This window comes from Streptomyces sp. NPDC103540, assembly GCF_055584445.1.
Genome location: NZ_JBVJMA010000006.1, coordinates 262,756 through 279,191, shown reverse-complemented (window position 1 = coordinate 279,191; position 16,436 = coordinate 262,756). Strand labels below are relative to the sequence as shown.

Genomic DNA, 16,436 nt, shown 5'->3' with positions numbered 1-16,436 from the left:
GGAAATGAGGATCCACCCCGTGCCTTTGCCGTCTTCGACCGGCGCGTTCCACCTTCCCGACCACCTCGCCCCCAAGGCGCACCCGAGCCTGATCGCCGACGACGAGCGGCACTTCGCGGACCTCGCCCGCACCCTCGAACGGTCGATCGCCGAACTGTCCGACCGGCTCGACGCCTTGCGCCGGGCGCCGGGCGGTCTGGGACGGGAGGCGATGGACCGGGACGTCGAGATCCACCGGATCACGGGCCGGCTGCGCTCCCTGCGCCGCTTCGGTCTCGACCTGTGCCTCGGCCGCGTCGTCCCCACCGGCGAAGCCGGTGACGCCGAGCCCGTGTACATCGGACGGTTCGGCCTCACGGACGACACGGGGCGCCGACTGCTGATCGACTGGCGTTCCCCCGCGGCGGAGCCCTTCTTCGCCGCGACCCACGCCCACCCGATGGGTCTGGCGAGCCGCCGCCGCTACCGCTGGACCGGCGGGCGCGTCGGCGACTACTGGGACGAGGTGTTCACCGCCGACGCGTTCGAGGGCCACGCCGCGCTCGACGACCAGTCGGCCTTCATCGCCAGTCTGGGCGGCAACCGGTCCGCGCGGATGCGGGACGTGCTCGGCACCATCCAGGCCGACCAGGACGCCGTGATCCGCGCGGGCTCGCGCGGCGCGCTGGTCGTCGACGGCGGCCCGGGCACGGGCAAGACCGTCGTCGCCCTGCACCGCACCGCCCACCTCCTGTACTCCGACCCGCGCCTGGGCCACCGTCGGGGCGGCGTGCTCTTCGTCGGCCCGCACCAGCCCTACCTGGCCTACGTCGCCGACGTCCTGCCCAGCCTGGGCGAGGAGGGCGTACAGACCTGCACCGTGCGCGACCTGGTCGCCGAGGGCGCGGCGGCGCACGAGGAGGGCGACCCGGACGTGGCCCGCCTGAAGGAGTCCGCCGACCTGGTGAAGGCGGTCGAGAAGGCCGTACGGATCTACGAGGAGCCCCCCACCTCGGGGATGACGGTGTCCACCCCGTGGGCCGACGTCCGGCTGACGGCCGACGACTGGGCCGAGGCGTTCGCCTCGGCGGCCGGGACCCCGCACAACGAGGCGCGCGAGCAGATCCGGGAGGAGCTGGCCACGATCCTGCTGGACAAGCTCGACGGCGACGAGGACGTGCCGCACGAGCGGTTCCGCCGGGCGGTCCTGCACGACGAGGAGCTGACCGAGGCCCTGCACGACGCGTGGCCGCTGCTGGAGGCGACCGAACTCGTCGGGGACCTCTGGTCGGTCCCCGCCTACCTGCGGATGGCCGCCCCGTGGCTGTCCCGCGAGGACGTGGCCCGGCTCCAGCGCGCCGACGCCCACGCCTGGACGGTCTGCGACCTGCCGCTCCTGGACGCGGCGCGGCAGCGGCTCGGCGACCCGGGGGCGGCCCGGCGCCGGCGCCGGCACGACGCCGCCGTGGCGGCCGAGCGCGAGCGCATGTCCGGCGTCATCGACGACATCCTCGCGGCGGACGACGACGGCGAGGGCGCGGTGACGATGCTGCGCGGCCGGGACCTCCAGGACAGCCTGATCGACGCGGGCGCCCTGCCCACCGTCGACCCGGACCGGCTCGCCGGGCCCTTCGCGCACATCGTCGTGGACGAGGCGCAGGAACTGACCGACGCGCAGTGGCAGATGCTGCTCTCGCGCTGTCCTTCGCGCAGCTTCACCATCGTCGGGGACCGGGCCCAGACCCGCAGGGGCTTCACGGAGTCGTGGCGCGAGCGGCTGGAGCGGGTCGGACTCGACCGGATCGAGGTGGCCTCGCTCGGCGTCAACTACCGCACGCCGCAGGAGGTCATGGCCGCGGCGGAGCCGGTCATCCGGGCCGCGATCCCCGACGCGAACGTGCCGACCTCCGTCCGCGCCGGCGGGGTCCCCGTGGCCCACGGATCGGTCACGGAGCTGGAGTCGGTCCTCGAGGACTGGCTCGCGGGGCATCCGGAGGGCGTCGCCTGCGTCATCGGCGATCCGACCTTCGAGGCGAGCGGCCGGGTCCGGTCGCTGACCCCCGGGTTGGCGAAGGGCCTCGAATTCGACCTGGTCGTCCTCGTGGACCCGCAGGCCTTCGGCGAGGGCGTCGCGGGCGCCGTCGACCGCTACGTCGCGATGACGCGCGCCACGCAGCGGCTCGTCGTCCTGTCCTCTCCGTGACCCGCCCGGCCCCCGGGGCGCCCGGGGTGCCGGGGGTGCCCGGGGTGCCGGCTACTTCATGCGGTAGCTCGCCTTCTCGGCGAGCCTGCCGTCCTTGAAGCAGAAGCGCAGGACGTCCTCGTCGGCGTTCTCGGCGCTGGAGACGTACCAGGCGCAGGTGCTGCCGGCGGGCTCGGCCGGTCCGCCGTCCTTGAGGGCGTCCTTGACGAAGCTCTCCCCCGAGGGGAGCTTCGCGCGGACCTCGTTCTCCGCGTCGCCGACGCGGACCGCCTCGTAGACCTTCGGGTCGAGGAAGCTCTTGTCAGCGACGTCGAGGAGCTTGGCCGCGCCGAAGGCCAGGGCCGCGAGCAGTCCGATGCCGATGACCAGCGCCACTCCGCAGCCGATGAACCAACCCTTGCGCTTGGCCACTTCCCTGCCCGCCTTCCGCGCCGCGATCGCGGCGCACCACGTGTTCCCGTTGTCGGCACGAGCCTGGCAGCGGGAGGCGGGCGGGCGCTGTCCTCGAAAGTCTTCGGCGGTCGCGACGAACGTCGTCGGTGCCCCGGGTCCGGGGTGCGCTCACAGGTCCCCGGGGTCGGTGTTCGCGCCGCACAGGACGACGGCGACCTCGCGGCCCGGCGGGCGGGGCGCGGTGCGCACGGCCGCGAGGGCGGTGGCGGCGCCGGCCTCGACGACGATCCGGTGTTCCTCCCACAGGGCGCGGCGGGCCTCGGTGATCGCCTCGTCGGGGACGAGCACGGAGGTGACGTCGCCCAGTCGGGCGGCTTCCAGCGCGTCGGCCGAGACCCGGGTGGCCCCGAGGGAGTCGGCGGCCACGGAGCGTACGGGGACGTCGACGGGGCGCCCCGCCTCCAGGGCCGCGTTCAGGGCCCGGCAGTGTTCGGGTTCGGCGGCGACGACGCGGATGCCGTGGGCGCGCGCGGCCGTGGCGACGCCCGCGAACAGGCCACCCCCGCCGACCGCGACGACCACGGTGTCGAGGAGCGGCAGGGCGGTGCGGATCTCGTCGAGGAGGGTGCCGGCCCCGGCCGCGATCAGGGGGTGGTCGTAGGCGTGGCTGAGCAGCGCCCCGGAGGCCGCCGCGAACTCCTCGCACGCCGCGAGGGCTTCGGCGTAGCGCTCGCCGACGAGGCGTACGTCGGCACCGTAGCCGCGCAGTCGCTCGACCTTGACCCGGGGTGCGGTGGCGGGCAGGAAGACGGTGGCGGTCACGCCCTGGGCGCGGGCGGCCCAGGCGCAGGCGAGGCCCGCGTTGCCGCCGGAGGCGATGGTGACCCCGGCGGTGGGCAGCGCGCCCGCGGCACGGTGGGCGGCGAGGAAGTTGTGGGCGCCGCGCGCCTTGAAGGACCCGGTGTGCTGGAGGTGTTCGAGGGCGTACCAGAGTCCTTCGGCGGCGGGGACGACGGCGACGGGCCGGATGACGCCGGCGGTCCGTTCGGCGGCGGCGCGGACGGCGGCGTGGTCGAGCTGTCGCTCCATGGGTGGGCTGCCTTTCGTGGGGCGCGCGGGTCGCGCCCGGGGGCGGGTCGGTCGGCGGTCGCGGGTCAGTCGGTCGTCGCGGGTGGGTCGGTCGTCGCGGGGGCGGGCCGGGAGGCTTCGACGAGTCGGCGCAGGGCGGTGTGGTAGACCTCGTGGCCGGTCAGCGGGGGCAGGACGGCGGCCTGCGCGCCCGTCAGGACGGGGAAGCGTTCCGGGTCGAGGGCGGCGAGGGCCGCGCGGGAGGCGGCCGTGGCCGCGGCGGGGTCGCGGTGGTCGACGAAGGCGGCGCTGCCGAGGGTCAGCAGGTACATGCCGCGGTAGACGGTCATGGCCTCGGCGGGGGTCATGCCGGCGGCGACGCTGTCGGCGAGCGAGGGTTCGACGAGCCGGGCCAGGAGTTGGCGGCCGAGCCAGGGGCGTCCGCCGCGCAGCACGAGCAGCCCGGGGTGGGCGACGAGGAGCCGGTAGAAGGCGCCGAAGCGCAGTTCGGCGGCCTCGGCCCAGTCCGTGCCGGCGGGTACCTCGGGCAGGCGGGCGGCGAGGTGTTCGGTACAGAGGTCGAGCAGGCCGGCGAGGTCGACGCAGCGGCGTTGGACGGTGGCGTGGGAGACGTCGAGCCGGTCGGCGAGGGCGCGGAAGCTGAGGGCCCGCGGGCCCTCCTCGTCCAGGATCCGCAGGGCGGCTTCGGCGATGACCTCGGGGGTGGCCCGGTCCAGGGCGGTGGATCTCCTCGGCATGAGATACACCGTATCAGCCAGTGTCACGTACGGCGTATCACCACTTTGGTGTGACATCGATTACGGCCATATTGCTGGTCATTGAGTCACAACCATCGACTTATGTTGACAGAGGGTAGTCGCACCGCTGCACTGAGCGCACGCATGACCGTCGTACCGCTCGACCTCCTCGCCCCCCACGTCAAGGAGACCCCGTGCCGCCTCGCCCGCGCGCGTCCCTCACCGCCGCCACCGCGGCAGCCCTGCTCGCCCTCACGCTCGCCCCCGCCCCGGCGGCGGCCGATCCGACGGCGACCTGGGACACCCCGCTCGCGCTCACCCCGCCCATGGGGTGGAACAACTGGGCGCACTACATGTGCGACATCGACGAGGGCAAGGTCGTCGCCAACGCGGACGCCCTGGTCTCCACCGGTCTCGCCGCCAAGGGGTACGACACGGTGACCGTCGACGACTGCTGGATGCGCAAGGAGCGCGACGCCGGCGGCAACCTGGTCGTGGACACCGACAGGTTCCCGCGCGGCATGGCCTGGCTCGGCGAGTACCTGCACGCCCGGGGGCTGAAGTTCGGGATCTACGAGGACGCCGGCTCGCTCACCTGCGAGCGCTATCCCGGCAGCGGCTCCCCCCAGGGCGGCGGCCCCGACCACTACGCCCGCGACGCCCGGCAGTTCGCGTCGTGGAAGGTCGACTACGTCAAGATGGACGGCTGCAACCTGTGGGTGCCGCCCGGCAGGACGAAGGAGCAGGCCTACCGCGACGCCTACAACTCCGTCGCCCGCGCCCTGCGCGACAGCGGCCGCCCCATGGTGCTCTCCGCGTCCGCGCCCGCCTACTTCCAGCAGGGCGAATGGGGAGGCTCCGACTGGCACAAGGTCCTCGACTGGGTCGGCGAGACCGGTCAGCTCTGGCGCGAGGGCCGGGACATCCAGGTCCACCGGCCCGCCGCGCCGACCACCTCCCGCTGGAGCTCGGTCCTCGGCAACTACGGCTACAACCGCTGGCTCGGCCGGTACGCCGGCCCCGGCAACTGGAACGACCCGGACTTCCTGATCGCCGGCGCCCCCGGACTCACCGACGCCGAGAGCCGCAGCCAGGTCGGGCTGTGGGCGATGATGGCCGCCCCCTTCATCCTGTCCTCCGACGTCTCCGCCCTGACGCCGGCCGGCCTCGCCGCGCTCGGCAACACCGACCTGATCGCCCTGGACCAGGACCCCCTGGGCCGTCAGGGCGCCGTGGTCTCCTCCAACGCCACCTTCGAGGTGCTGGCCCGGCCGCTGGCGAACGGGGACCGCGCCGTCGCCGTCCTCAACCGCTCCGGCGCCGCGCGGGACATCTCCGTACCGCTGGCCGACATCGGGCTGCACTCCTGCTCGGTCGAGGCCAAGGACCTGTGGAACGGCAGGCGCACCGAGGTGTCGGGCTCGCTGACCGGACGGCTCGCCGCGCACGACACGGCCGTCTGGCGGCTCACCCCGCGCGGCTGCGCCGAGGCCGTGCCCACCGGGCAGATCAACGGCCTCGGCTCCCGGTGCGCCGACGGCGCCAACACCACCGGCGTCGGCGCCGTGATCCTCGCGGCGTGCACGGCCGCGGCCGACCAGCGCTGGGTCCTGGGCCAGGCCGGACGGCTGCACCTGGAGGGCAAGTGCCTCGCCGCGAACCCGGCGGACGGGCTCGTCGCCCTGGCCGGCTGCGCTCCCGCCCGCACGGCGCGGGAGGCGGGCCAGAGCTGGCAGCACCGCCGGGACGGGGCCCTCGTCGAACGCGGGAGCGGGCTGTGCCTGACGGCCCCGGCGGCGCCGGCCGCCCCCGACGCCCCGGCCGGGCGGCTGGCGCTGAGCGCCTGCGGCGACCACCAGGTCGACCAGACCTGGTCCCTGCCGGTCTGAGCGGGTGACGATGAGGAACTCCGCGCCGCGCGCCGCCCTGACCGCCCTGCCCGCCGCCCTGTTGACGCTGGTCTGCGCGGGAGCCGCGCCCGGGGCCGCCGCGCCCCCGCCCGCCCCGGAGGCGCGAGCCGCAGGGGCCACGACCGAACGGGCCGCGTCCGAACGGTCGCTGCCGGGAGGCCCGGCGGCGCCGGCGACCGCTCCCGCCGGCGCCGACGCCCCGCGGACCTTCGACACCGCTCCCGCGCGGGCCGCGCTGGAGCGGCTGCTGCCCCGCCACGCACGGCAGTTCACGCTCGTGGCCGACGCCGCGGCCGGACCCGACACCTTCACCGTGTCGGGCCGGGCCGGGGCGGTCACCGTACGCGGCTCCACCGGCGCCACCCTGCTCACCGGCGTCGGCTGGTACCTCCAGCACGTCGCCGGCGTCGACATCGGCTGGCCGGGCGACAGCCTCGGCATGCTCCCCGCGACCCTGCCCGCCGTGCCCGAACCGGTCACCCGCTCCGCGCGGGTCGCCCACCGGTACGCCCTCAACGACACCGACGACGGCTACTCGGGCCCGTACCGCTCCTTCGAGGAGCACCGGCGCCAGGTCGACCTGCTCGCCCTGCACGGGGTGAACGAGGTCTTCGTGCAGATCGGCGCGGAGTACCCGTACCACCGGGCGCTCCAGGGATTCGGCTACTCCCCCGCCGAGCTGAGCGCGTGGATCCCCGGCGCCGCGCACCAGAGCTGGTGGCTGCTGCAGAACCTGAGCGGCTTCGGCGGCCCGATGGGCGACCGCGCGATGCGCGAGCGCGCCCGCGTGGGCGGTCGGATCGCCGACCACCTGCGCTCCCTCGGCATGACCCCCGTGCTGCCCGGGTACTTCGGCACCGTTCCGCCGGAGTTCGCCGCCCGCAACCCCGGGGCGACGACGGTGGCGCAGGGCGACTGGGCGGGCTTCGACCGCCCCGACTGGCTGGACCCGACCTCGCCGGTGTTCCGCCGGCTGGCCGCCGCCTACTACGCGGAGCAGCGCGCGGTGTTCGGCGACAGCACCATGTACCGGATGAGCCCGCTCCACGAGGGCGGCCAGACGGGCACCGTGGACGTCAGGGCCGCCGCCGGGGCCATCCAGAGCGCCCTGCACACGGCCCACCCCGGCGCCCTGTGGGCGGTCCTCGGCTGGCAGGACGACCCGACGGCCGAGCTGCTCGCCGGGGTGGACACCTCGAAGCTGCTGGTCCTCGACGGTCTCTCCGACCGCTACAACCGCCTCGACCGGGAGGCCCGTTGGGGCGGGACCCCGTACGCGATGGGCAGCATCCTCAACTTCGGCGGGCACACCACGATCGGCGCCAACACCAGCGTGTGGATCGACCGGTTCGGCGCCTGGCGGGCCAAGAGCGGCAGCGCGTTGGTCGGGACCGCCTACCTGCCGGAGGCCACCGGGACCAACCCGGCCGCCTTCGACCTGTTCACCGACCTGGCCTGGGAGGCCGAACCGGTCGACCAGCAGCGCTGGTTCGCCTCCTTCGCGGCCCGCAGGTACGGGCGGCCCGACGCGCGGGCGGCGGCGGCCTGGGAGGAACTGCGCAAGGGCCCGTACAGCACCTCCTCGGGGCTGTGGTCGGAGTCCCAGGACAGCCTGTTCACCGCCCGACCGAGCCTGACCGCCACCGGCGCGGCGCACTGGAGCCCCCAGTCCATGCGCTATCCGGCCGGGTCCGTCCGCCGGGCCCTGGACCACCTGCTGGCGGTGGCGCCGGGCCTGCGCGGCTCCAGCGCCTACCGGTTCGACCTCGTGGACACCGCCCGGCAGGCGCTCGCGAACCACTCGCGGGTGCTGCTGCCGAGGATCAAGGCGGCCTACGACGCGAAGGACCTGCCCCGGCTGCGCGAGCTGACGGGCCAGTGGGACGACTGCGAGGCCCTGTTGGACGCGCTCACGGGATCCGACCCGAACTTCCTGCTGGGCGGCTGGCTCGACGCGGCCCGCGCCGCGGGCGGGGACGCGGCGGAGCGCGACCGCAACGAGTACGACGCCCGATCGATCCTGAGCGTGTGGGGCCGTCGCTCCACCAGCGAGGGCGGATTCCTGCACGACTACGCGAACCGCGAGTGGAACGGCCTGGTCTCGGAGTTGTACGCGCCGCGCTGGCGGCTGTACTTCGACACGCTGGAGGAGGCCCTCGAACGCGGCGCCCCGCCCCGGGAGGTGGACTGGCACGCCTTCGAGGAGGAGTGGGCCCGGCGCACCACCGACCACCCCGCCGCGCCGGTCGGCGACCCGTACGCGGCCGCCGCGCGGGTGGCCGCGATCCTGCCGGCGTCCACCGGCTGACGGGGGCCGCTCCACCGGATCCGCCGGGGCGCGTGCCGGGCGTCGCGGGGCGGACGGGAGTTCGACGACAGGCCCTAGCTCACCGCGCGCCCCCGCGTCCGCCCCTCGGAGGTGCGTCACCTGTACGGGGGAGATCCAGGCGGGCGCGGCCCGGGGCGGCGGGGCGCCGGTTTGACTGGCCCGGACCGCAGCGGCCGCCGACGGGAGTGCAGCGACATGTCCGAGACCGAGCAGGAGCGCCCGCGCTCCGCCGCGCGCGGGGCCGGCTCCGGTGGGGTGTGGGAGGCTCTCGGCTCCTCGTTGGACGGGCTGGTCGAACTGCGCAAGCGGCGCCCGGCGGGCCCGTGCGCCGGCCCGTGCGCCGCTCCGTCCCCGGCCGGGCCCCTCCCCGCTGGGCCCTCCACCGCCGGGCCCTCCACCGCCGGGCTCCCCACCGCCGACGCGTCCCCCGCCGGCCGGGGCGGGCCCGCGCCGGCGTCCGCGCGGCGCGGCGGGGATCCGGCGACCGGCTCGGCGCGGCGCCCCTGACGAGGGGCCCTCGCGCCCGGGCGGCCCCCGGCGGATGCTGGAAGGACGGATCCGCGGAGGGTGGTCCGGGATGACCGGTGCGAGGAAGGTTCCCGAGCGGCGACGACCGGCCGCGCCGTGGCGCGGCGCGCTCGGCGGGGCGGTCGCGGCGTTCGCCGGGCTGTGCGTCGCGGAGCCGGTGGCCCTGCTCGTCCGGCCGGAGGCGGCGCCGATCGCCGCCGTCGGCGGGGCGGTGGTCGACCGTACGCCGACCGCGGTCAAGGAGTGGGCCGTCGGCTCCTTCGGCACCGCCGACAAGGCGGTGCTGACCCTCGGCGTCGTGGCGGTCCTCGCGGCCGTCGCCGTCGGCGCGGGCCTCCTCGCCGTACGCCGTCCCCGCGCGGGCGCCGCCCTCGCCGGGGCGGTGGGCGGGCTCGGGGCGCTGCTCGCGCTCGACCGGCCGGGCGCGACCGGGTGGGACGCCCTGCCCTCCCTGGCCGGCGGGGCCGTCGCCGCGGCGGTGCTGCTCCTGCTGGTCGGGGCGGCGGGCCGGCCGGCGCCGGAGGCGGGCGCGGGCGGCGCGGGCGGGGTGGACCGGCGCGGCTTCGGTCGGCTGGTGCTGGCCACGGCGGCGGCCTCGGCGGTCGTGGGCCTCACCGGACGCCGGCTCGGCGCCCGCCGCTCGGCGGGGGCGGACGCCTCCCGCGCCCGACTCGTCCTGCCGCCGCCCGCCGTACCGGCCCCGCCCGTACCCGCCGGAGCGGACCTGAAGGCGCCCGGCGGCGCACCCTTCCTCACCCCGAACCGGGACTTCTACCGCGTGGACACCGCCCTGGTCGTCCCGCGCGTCGACGCCGACACCTGGCGGCTGCGCGTCCACGGGGAGGGCGTCGGCCGGCCCCTCACGCTGAGCCTCGCGCAACTGCTCGCCCGCCCCCTGACGGAGCACGACATCACCCTGACCTGCGTGTCCAACCCGGTGGGCGGCCCGTACGCGGGCAATGCCCGCTGGCTCGGCGTGCCCCTCGCCGACCTGCTGCGCGAGGCGGGGGTGCGCCCGCCGTCGCGCGGCGGACCGGCCGACCAACTGGTGGCCCGGTCGGTGGACGGGATGACGATCGGCACGCCCGTGGAGAGCGTCCTGGACGGCCGGGCCGCGCTGCTGGCCGTCGGGATGAACGGCGAACCGCTCCCGTTCGCGCACGGCTTCCCCGTCCGGATGGTCGTCCCCGGCCTCTACGGGTACGTGTCCGCCTGCAAGTGGCTCACCGACCTGAGGCTGACCACCTTCGCGGCGTACGACGCGTACTGGGTGCGCCGCGCCTGGGCCGAGCGGGCGCCGGTCAGGACGCAGTCGCGGATCGACGTGCCGCGCCCGGGCGCGCGACCCCGCCCGGGACCCGTCACCGTGGCGGGCGTGGCCTGGGCGCAGCACCGGGGCATCGCCCGGGTGGAGGTACGGGTCGACGGAGGTCCGTGGCAGCGGGCCCGACTGGGCGCGGCGGACGGGGTGGACACCTGGCGGCAGTGGCGGTGGGAGTGGGAGGCGGGCGCGGGTCGGCACGTCCTGGAGGTGCGGGCCGTCGACGGCCGGGGCGAGGTCCAGCCGGCACGGCGCAGGCCGCCGCTGCCGGACGGGGCGACGGGTCTGCACGCGGTGACGGTGCTGGTCCGGTCCCCGTGAGCCGGAAGCCGTCGGTTGCCGCCGGGTGCCGGCGGGTCGGGCGGCGTAGGGTCGGGCCATGCCGGAGACGCAGCGGGATCTTGAAGGCAGGGTCGCCCTCGTGGCGGGGGCCACGCGGGGCGCGGGGCGCGGGATCGCCGTGGAGCTGGGCGCCCGGGGCGCGACGGTCTACGTGTCGGGGCGCAGCACCGCGGGGCGGCGTTCGGAGTACGACCGTCCGGAGACCATCGAGGAGACGGCCGAGCTGGTGACGGCCGCGGGCGGGCGGGGCGTCGCGGTGGTGGCGGACCACCTGGTGCACGCCGAGGTCGAGGCGCTGGTGCGGCGGATCGACGCCGAGCAGGGCCGGCTGGACGTGCTGGTGAACGACATCTGGGGTGCCGAGCTGCTCTTCGAGTGGGAGAGCACCGTGTGGGAGCACGACCTGGACAACGGCCTGCGGTTGTTGCGGCTCGCGATCGACACCCACGCCGTCACCAACCACTTCGCGTTGCCGCTGATGCTGCGCGAGCCGGGCGGGCTGGTGGTGGAGATGACGGACGGGACGAGCGAGTACAACGCGGGCAACTACCGGGTGTCGTTCTTCTACGACCTCGCCAAGTCGGCCGTGCTGCGGATGGCGTTCGCCCTCGGCCACGAGCTGGGGCCGCGCGGCGCGACGGCCGTCGCGCTGACGCCGGGGTGGTTGCGCTCGGAGATGATGCTCGGGCACTTCGGGGTGACGGAGGCCGATTGGCGCGACGCGCTGGAGCGGGTCCCGCACTTCGCGATCTCCGAGAGCCCCGCCTACGTGGGACGGGCGGTCGCGGCGCTGGCCGCCGACCCGGAGGTGTCCCGCTGGAACGGGAAGTCCCTCTCCAGCGGGCAACTGGCCCGGGTGTACGGGTTCACGGACCTGGACGGGAGCCGGCCCGACGCCTGGCGGTACGTGGTCGAGGTGCAGGACCCCGGGCTCCCGGCGGACACCACCGGCTACCGCTGAGCCGCGCCTCCGGGGCGACGGAAGAGCGCGGTCCACAGGAAGGGCTCGCCGAACAGGGCGGATTCGGGGGCCTCGTCACGCATGCGGCGCAGTTCGACGGGCTCCAGCTCGGCGAAGATCCAGCGGAGTTCCTCGGGGGTGTAGGCGAGCCCGCCGCCGAGTCCGCCCGCCCGGTAGTGGTCCGCGTCGGGCAGCTCCGAGCCCATGGCTCCGGAGGCGAAGCAGGTGAGGGCGAAGTGGCCGCCGGGGGCGAGGACGCGTTCCAGCAGGGCGAGGTGGCTGACGCGGCGGTGGGGCGGCAGGTGGTGGAAACAGCCCGAGTCGTAGACGAGGTCGTAGGGGCCGGCGAGGGCGCCGGTGGTGAGCTCGAAGGCGTCGCCCTGGTGGAAGTCGATGTCGGCGCCCGCGGCGCGGGCGCGTTCCCGGGCCCAGTCGAGGGCGGTCGGGGAGAGGTCGACGGCGTCCACCCGGAAGCCGCGGGCGGCCAGGTGCAGGGAGTTACGGCCGGGTCCGCAGCCGAGGTCGAGGGCCCGACCGGGGGTGAGGACGCCCCGGTCGAGGGCGTCGACCAGGTTCTCGTCGGGCTTGTCGACGAAGAACGGCACCGGCTTGGCGCGGTCCGCGTAGAACCCGTCCCACCAGGAGGAGCCGCCGGTCGTCCAGCGGTCCGCCTCCGGGGCGAACAGGCCGTCCAGCAGGGTGAGCACGTCGTCCATCGAGCGGATGTTCCGGTCCATGAGGATCCCCTTTCCCGAGGCTGTGATCTTATCGGGAAAATGGGTGAAACCCCAGGTCAGACGGCATGCCGAAGGTCCCCGTACGGGCCCGTGGCGGGCTCGTGGACGGGGGTCGGAGCGGGGACCCCGGGAGGGCCCCGCACGGCCGCCGTGACGCCCGCACAGGGCCTTCCCGGGGGTGATCCGGCGCCCGGCGGGACGGGTTTCCGCACGGGTCCGGGCGCCGGTCCGGGCACGGGTCCGGCGGCGGCCGTCGGCTACGCCCCGCGCGCCTCGATCCGGCGGGCCAAGCCGTCCAGGACGCAGTCCAGGCCGAACTCCCAGGCCACCTGCGGGTCGTAGGCACCGACCGTGCTGCCCACCCGGTTGGCGAGCGGGAAGCGCTCGGCGTGCATCACCCGCTCCAGCAGGGGGGCGCTGACCTCCCACCACTCGTCGTCGCTCTGGCGCGCGTTGTGGGCGGCGGCGTCCGCCTCGGCCAGCACGTTGGCGTGGACGAAGCCGAGGAGGTGGGTCAGGGCGGCGTCCATCTCGGCGTCGGTGAGGCCGATCCCGTCGAAGGCGCCCAGTTCGTACTCGTACTTCGAGATCACCCCGGGGCCCAACGGCGGTCGGGTGACGGCGAGGTCGGCGATCCACGGGTGGCGCCGCAGCAGCTCCCGGTTCTCCTCGGCGATCCGGGTGACCCGGCGCCGCCACGGCTCCGCGCCGTCGGGTCGTCGCGGACGGACCGGCGCCGGGCCGCGCATCCTCCCGTAGGCCTCGTCGAGCATCAGGTCGAGGAGTTCGGCCTTGCCCGGGACGTAGGTGTAGAGGCTCATCGGGGTGACGCCGAGGCGTCCGGCCAGGGCCCGCATGGTGAGGGCGGCGAGGCCCTGTTCGTCGGCGAGGGCGAGGGCCTGCGCGATCACGGCGTCGACGGTGAGCCCCTGGCGCGGGCCGCGCCGGCCGGCGGGGGGCTCCTGCCCGGCCTCGCGCCACAACAGTTCCAGCGTGCGGACGGGGTCGCCCGCCCCGCTCCGGTCCTTCGTCGTCACGTCCACTCTCCCCTTCGCGCCGAATAACTGGCTACACCGTACAGAATACAGTGTATAAAGAAACCTCGACATCGTTCCTCGAGGAGTTCCGTGCACATCACCGGCACCGCGATATCCCTGACCGTCGACGACGTACGCGCCTCGGCCGCCTTCCTGGTCGGGCACTTCGGCTACACCGAGACCGTGGCGAGCGAGGACTTCGCCTCCCTGGCCCACCCCGGCGGCCCCCGGGTGGTGTTCCTGCGGCGCGGCGTCGAGGTCCTGCCCGAGGAGGTCCGCGGACGACACGCGGACGGCCCGATCCTCGCCTTCACCGTGTCCGACCTGGCCACCGAGTACGCGCGACTGCGCGCGGAGGGCGCCCCGATCGCCCTGGAGCCCCGCGAGGAGCCCTGGGGCGAGCGGCTGTTCCAGGTCCGCGACCCGAACGGGGTGATCGTCCAGCTGATCGAGTGGGCCCCCGGCACCACGCCGGACGGCGCCCCCGACACCGCGCCCACCGGCGCGCGGGCCGCCGACGGCCACCAGGTCATCCAGGTCCGGGGCGCGCGGGAGAACAACCTCGCCGACCTCTCCCTCGACATCCCCAAGCGCCGGCTGACCGTCTTCACCGGGGTCTCCGGTTCCGGCAAGTCCTCGCTCGTCTTCGGCACCATCGCCGCCGAGTCGCAGCGCATGATCAACGAGACGTACACGGCGTTCGTCCAGTCGTTCATGCCGAGCCTCGGCCGTCCGGACGTGGACGGACTGCACAACCTGAGCGCCGCCATCGTCGTGGACCAGGAGCGCATGGGCTCCGGCTCGCGCTCGACGGTCGGCACCGCCACCGACGCCTCGACCATGCTGCGCGTCCTGTTCTCCCGGCTCGGGACCCCGCACGTGGGAACCTCCTCCGCGTTCAGCTTCAACACGCCCGAGGGCATGTGTCCGCGCTGCGAGGGCATCGGCCGGATCTCGGACGTGGACGTGGACCGGCTCGTGGACCGCGACCTCTCCCTCAACGAGGGAGCGATCACCGTCCCGGGCTTCGCCGTGGACTCCTGGTACTGGCAGATCATGGCGAACAGCGGCTTCTACTCCCCCGACAAGAAGCTGAGGGAGTTCACCGAGCGGGAGTGGCAGGACCTCCTGCACCGACCGGCGGTGAAGGTGAAGGTGGGGTCGAACAACTTCACCTACGAGGGCCTGATCACCAAGATCGGGCGCACCTACCTGGCCAAGGACCGCGAGTCCATGCAGCCGCACATCCGCGCCTTCGTGGACCACGCCGTGGTGTTCGCCGCCTGCCCCGACTGCGGCGGCAGCCGGCTGGGCGCCGCCGCGCTGTCCTCGCGCGTGGGCGGGCTGAACATCGCCGAGTGCTCGGCCCTCCAGATCAGCGACCTCCTCGCCTTCGTGGACGGGATCGACGACCCGGGCGTCGCGCCGATGCTGGCGAGCCTCCGCGACCTGCTGCGCTCCCTCGTCGAGATCGGTCTCGGCTACCTGAGCCTGGACCGCCCCTCGGGGACCCTGTCGGGCGGCGAGGCCCAGCGGGTCAAGATGGTCCGCCACCTCGGCTCCTCCCTCACGGACATCACCTACGTCTTCGACGAGCCGACCACCGGGTTGCACCCACACGACATCCGTCGGATGAACGACCTCCTGCTGCGCCTGCGGGACAAGGGCAACACCGTGCTGGTCGTGGAGCACAAGCCGGAGGTCATCGCGATCGCCGACCACGTCGTGGACCTCGGGCCGGGCGCCGGCACCGGTGGCGGACGGCTCTGCTACAGCGGCGACGTCGCAGGGCTGCGCGCCTCGGACACCCTCACCGGACGCCACCTCGACCACCGGGCGCGGCTGCGCGAGACGGTGCGCACCCCGCGCGGGCACCTGTCGATCAAGGACGCGGACCTGCACAACCTGAGGGACGTCAACGTGGAGGTGCCGCTCGGCGTGCTGACGGTGGTCACGGGCGTGGCGGGCTCCGGCAAGAGCTCGCTGGTGCACGGGTACCTGGCCGGCCGGGACGGGGTGGTGGTGGCCGACCAGTCGCCGATCCGCGGTTCGCGCCGCTCCAACCCGGCGACGTACACGGGCCTGCTGAACCCGATCCGTACCGCCTTCGCCAAGGCCAACGGGGTCAAGGCGGCGCTGTTCAGCGCCAATTCGCAGGGCGCCTGCCCCAAGTGCAACGGCATCGGGCTGGTCTACACGGACCTGGCGATGATGGCCGGGGTGGCGTCCGTGTGCGAGGAGTGCGAGGGGCGGCGCTTCACGCCCGAGGTGCTGACGTACCGGCTGCGCGGCAAGAACATCAGCGAGGTCCTCGACATGCCCGTGGCGGAGGCGCACGGGTTCTTCACCACCGGTCAGGCGCGGGCCGTGCTGGGGCGCCTGAGGGACGTGGGCCTGGGCTACGTCCGCCTGGGGCAGCCGCTCAGCACCCTGTCCGGAGGCGAGCGCCAGCGGCTCAAGCTGGCCATCAGCATGGCGGAGCGGGCCTCGACGTACCTCCTGGACGAGCCGACGACGGGGCTGCACATGGCCGACGTCGACCAGCTGCTCGCCCTGCTGGACCGGCTGGTGGACGCCGGCAACTCGGTGATCGTCATCGAGCACCACCAGGCGGTCATGGCGCACGCCGACTGGTTGATCGACATCGGTCCCGGCGGCGGTCACGACGGCGGCCGGGTGGTCTTCGAGGGGACCCCCGCGCGGCTGGTGGCCGAGGGGGACACCCTGACGGCACGGCACCTGCGCGAGTACGTGGGCGCGTAGGCGCCGCCGGCGGGGCGCGGCGGGGTCGGGGTCACGCGGGCCGCGGGCGGCGGGCGGACGGACGCCGCGACACGCGCACGCGCCGTACGCTCGCTGCGTACAGCGTG

12 protein-coding genes are annotated in these 16,436 nt (G+C 75.0%); 7 read left to right on the top strand and 5 right to left on the bottom strand.

The features are described from left to right. Window positions 1-19 precede the first annotated feature (19 nt). A complete protein-coding gene (helR, locus tag ACZ6ZI_RS17000; protein WP_469521173.1) occupies window positions 20-2,182 on the top strand; it encodes an RNA polymerase recycling motor ATPase HelR in 2,163 nt (720 codons plus the stop codon). A gap of 51 nt (window positions 2,183-2,233) precedes the next feature. On the opposite strand, the gene ACZ6ZI_RS16995 is transcribed toward helR, so the two are convergent. The 3 genes from ACZ6ZI_RS16995 to ACZ6ZI_RS16985 all read right to left on the bottom strand — a co-directional run bounded on the left by ACZ6ZI_RS16995 (window position 2,234) and on the right by ACZ6ZI_RS16985 (window position 4,401). Then, on the bottom strand, window positions 2,234-2,593 hold the full coding sequence (locus tag ACZ6ZI_RS16995) for a hypothetical protein (protein ID WP_469521170.1): 360 nt from the start codon (window positions 2,591-2,593) through the stop codon (window positions 2,234-2,236). 150 nt (window positions 2,594-2,743) lie between these two features. Further along, the gene (locus tag ACZ6ZI_RS16990) at window positions 2,744-3,664 is read right to left on the bottom strand and encodes a serine/threonine dehydratase (protein ID WP_469521168.1); all 921 of its coding nucleotides are present in this window, start codon (window positions 3,662-3,664) and stop codon (window positions 2,744-2,746) included. A gap of 65 nt (window positions 3,665-3,729) precedes the next feature. Continuing rightward, window positions 3,730-4,401 (bottom strand): TetR/AcrR family transcriptional regulator, encoded by a 672-nt coding sequence (locus ACZ6ZI_RS16985; protein ID WP_469521164.1) that lies wholly within the window; start codon window positions 4,399-4,401, stop codon window positions 3,730-3,732. Window positions 4,402-4,595: 194 nt separating this feature from the next. On the opposite strand from ACZ6ZI_RS16985, the gene ACZ6ZI_RS16980 reads away from it, so the two are divergent. The 5 genes from ACZ6ZI_RS16980 (at window position 4,596) to ACZ6ZI_RS16960 (ending at window position 11,792) form a co-directional block, all read left to right on the top strand. Continuing rightward, window positions 4,596-6,290, top strand: coding sequence for a ricin-type beta-trefoil lectin domain protein (locus ACZ6ZI_RS16980; RefSeq protein ID WP_469521161.1), 1,695 nt, complete (start codon window positions 4,596-4,598; stop codon window positions 6,288-6,290). A 10-nt stretch (window positions 6,291-6,300) separates the two neighbouring features. Beyond that, window positions 6,301-8,619, top strand: a complete 2,319-nt coding sequence (locus tag ACZ6ZI_RS16975) for an alpha-N-acetylglucosaminidase (RefSeq protein WP_469521158.1) — start codon at window positions 6,301-6,303, stop codon at window positions 8,617-8,619. Window positions 8,620-8,835: 216 nt separating this feature from the next. Then, window positions 8,836-9,147: a hypothetical protein gene (locus tag ACZ6ZI_RS16970; RefSeq protein WP_469521155.1), complete on the top strand. Its 312-nt coding sequence runs from the start codon at window positions 8,836-8,838 to the stop codon at window positions 9,145-9,147. Between the two features lie 70 nt (window positions 9,148-9,217). After that, window positions 9,218-10,810, top strand: a complete 1,593-nt coding sequence (locus tag ACZ6ZI_RS16965) for a molybdopterin-dependent oxidoreductase (protein WP_469521153.1) — start codon at window positions 9,218-9,220, stop codon at window positions 10,808-10,810. Window positions 10,811-10,868: 58 nt separating this feature from the next. Continuing rightward, window positions 10,869-11,792 carry an SDR family oxidoreductase gene (locus ACZ6ZI_RS16960; protein WP_469521150.1) on the top strand — a complete coding sequence of 308 codons (924 nt, stop codon included), beginning with the start codon at window positions 10,869-10,871 and terminating at the stop codon, window positions 11,790-11,792. Here the strand turns inward: ACZ6ZI_RS16960 and ACZ6ZI_RS16955 are convergent. Further along, window positions 11,783-12,529: a methyltransferase domain-containing protein gene (locus ACZ6ZI_RS16955; protein WP_469521147.1), complete on the bottom strand. Its 747-nt coding sequence runs from the start codon at window positions 12,527-12,529 to the stop codon at window positions 11,783-11,785. The two genes, ACZ6ZI_RS16960 and ACZ6ZI_RS16955, sit on opposite strands and share 10 nt — an antisense overlap. Window positions 12,530-12,786: 257 nt before the next feature. Continuing rightward, window positions 12,787-13,566, bottom strand: coding sequence for a TetR/AcrR family transcriptional regulator (locus tag ACZ6ZI_RS16950; protein ID WP_469521144.1), 780 nt, complete (start codon window positions 13,564-13,566; stop codon window positions 12,787-12,789). Between the two features lie 90 nt (window positions 13,567-13,656). Here ACZ6ZI_RS16950 and ACZ6ZI_RS16945 point away from each other — a divergent pair, with 90 nt between their 5' ends. Then, window positions 13,657-16,329 carry an ATP-binding cassette domain-containing protein gene (locus tag ACZ6ZI_RS16945; RefSeq protein WP_469521141.1) on the top strand — a complete coding sequence of 891 codons (2,673 nt, stop codon included), beginning with the start codon at window positions 13,657-13,659 and terminating at the stop codon, window positions 16,327-16,329. The last annotated feature ends 107 nt before the right edge of the window (window positions 16,330-16,436 follow it).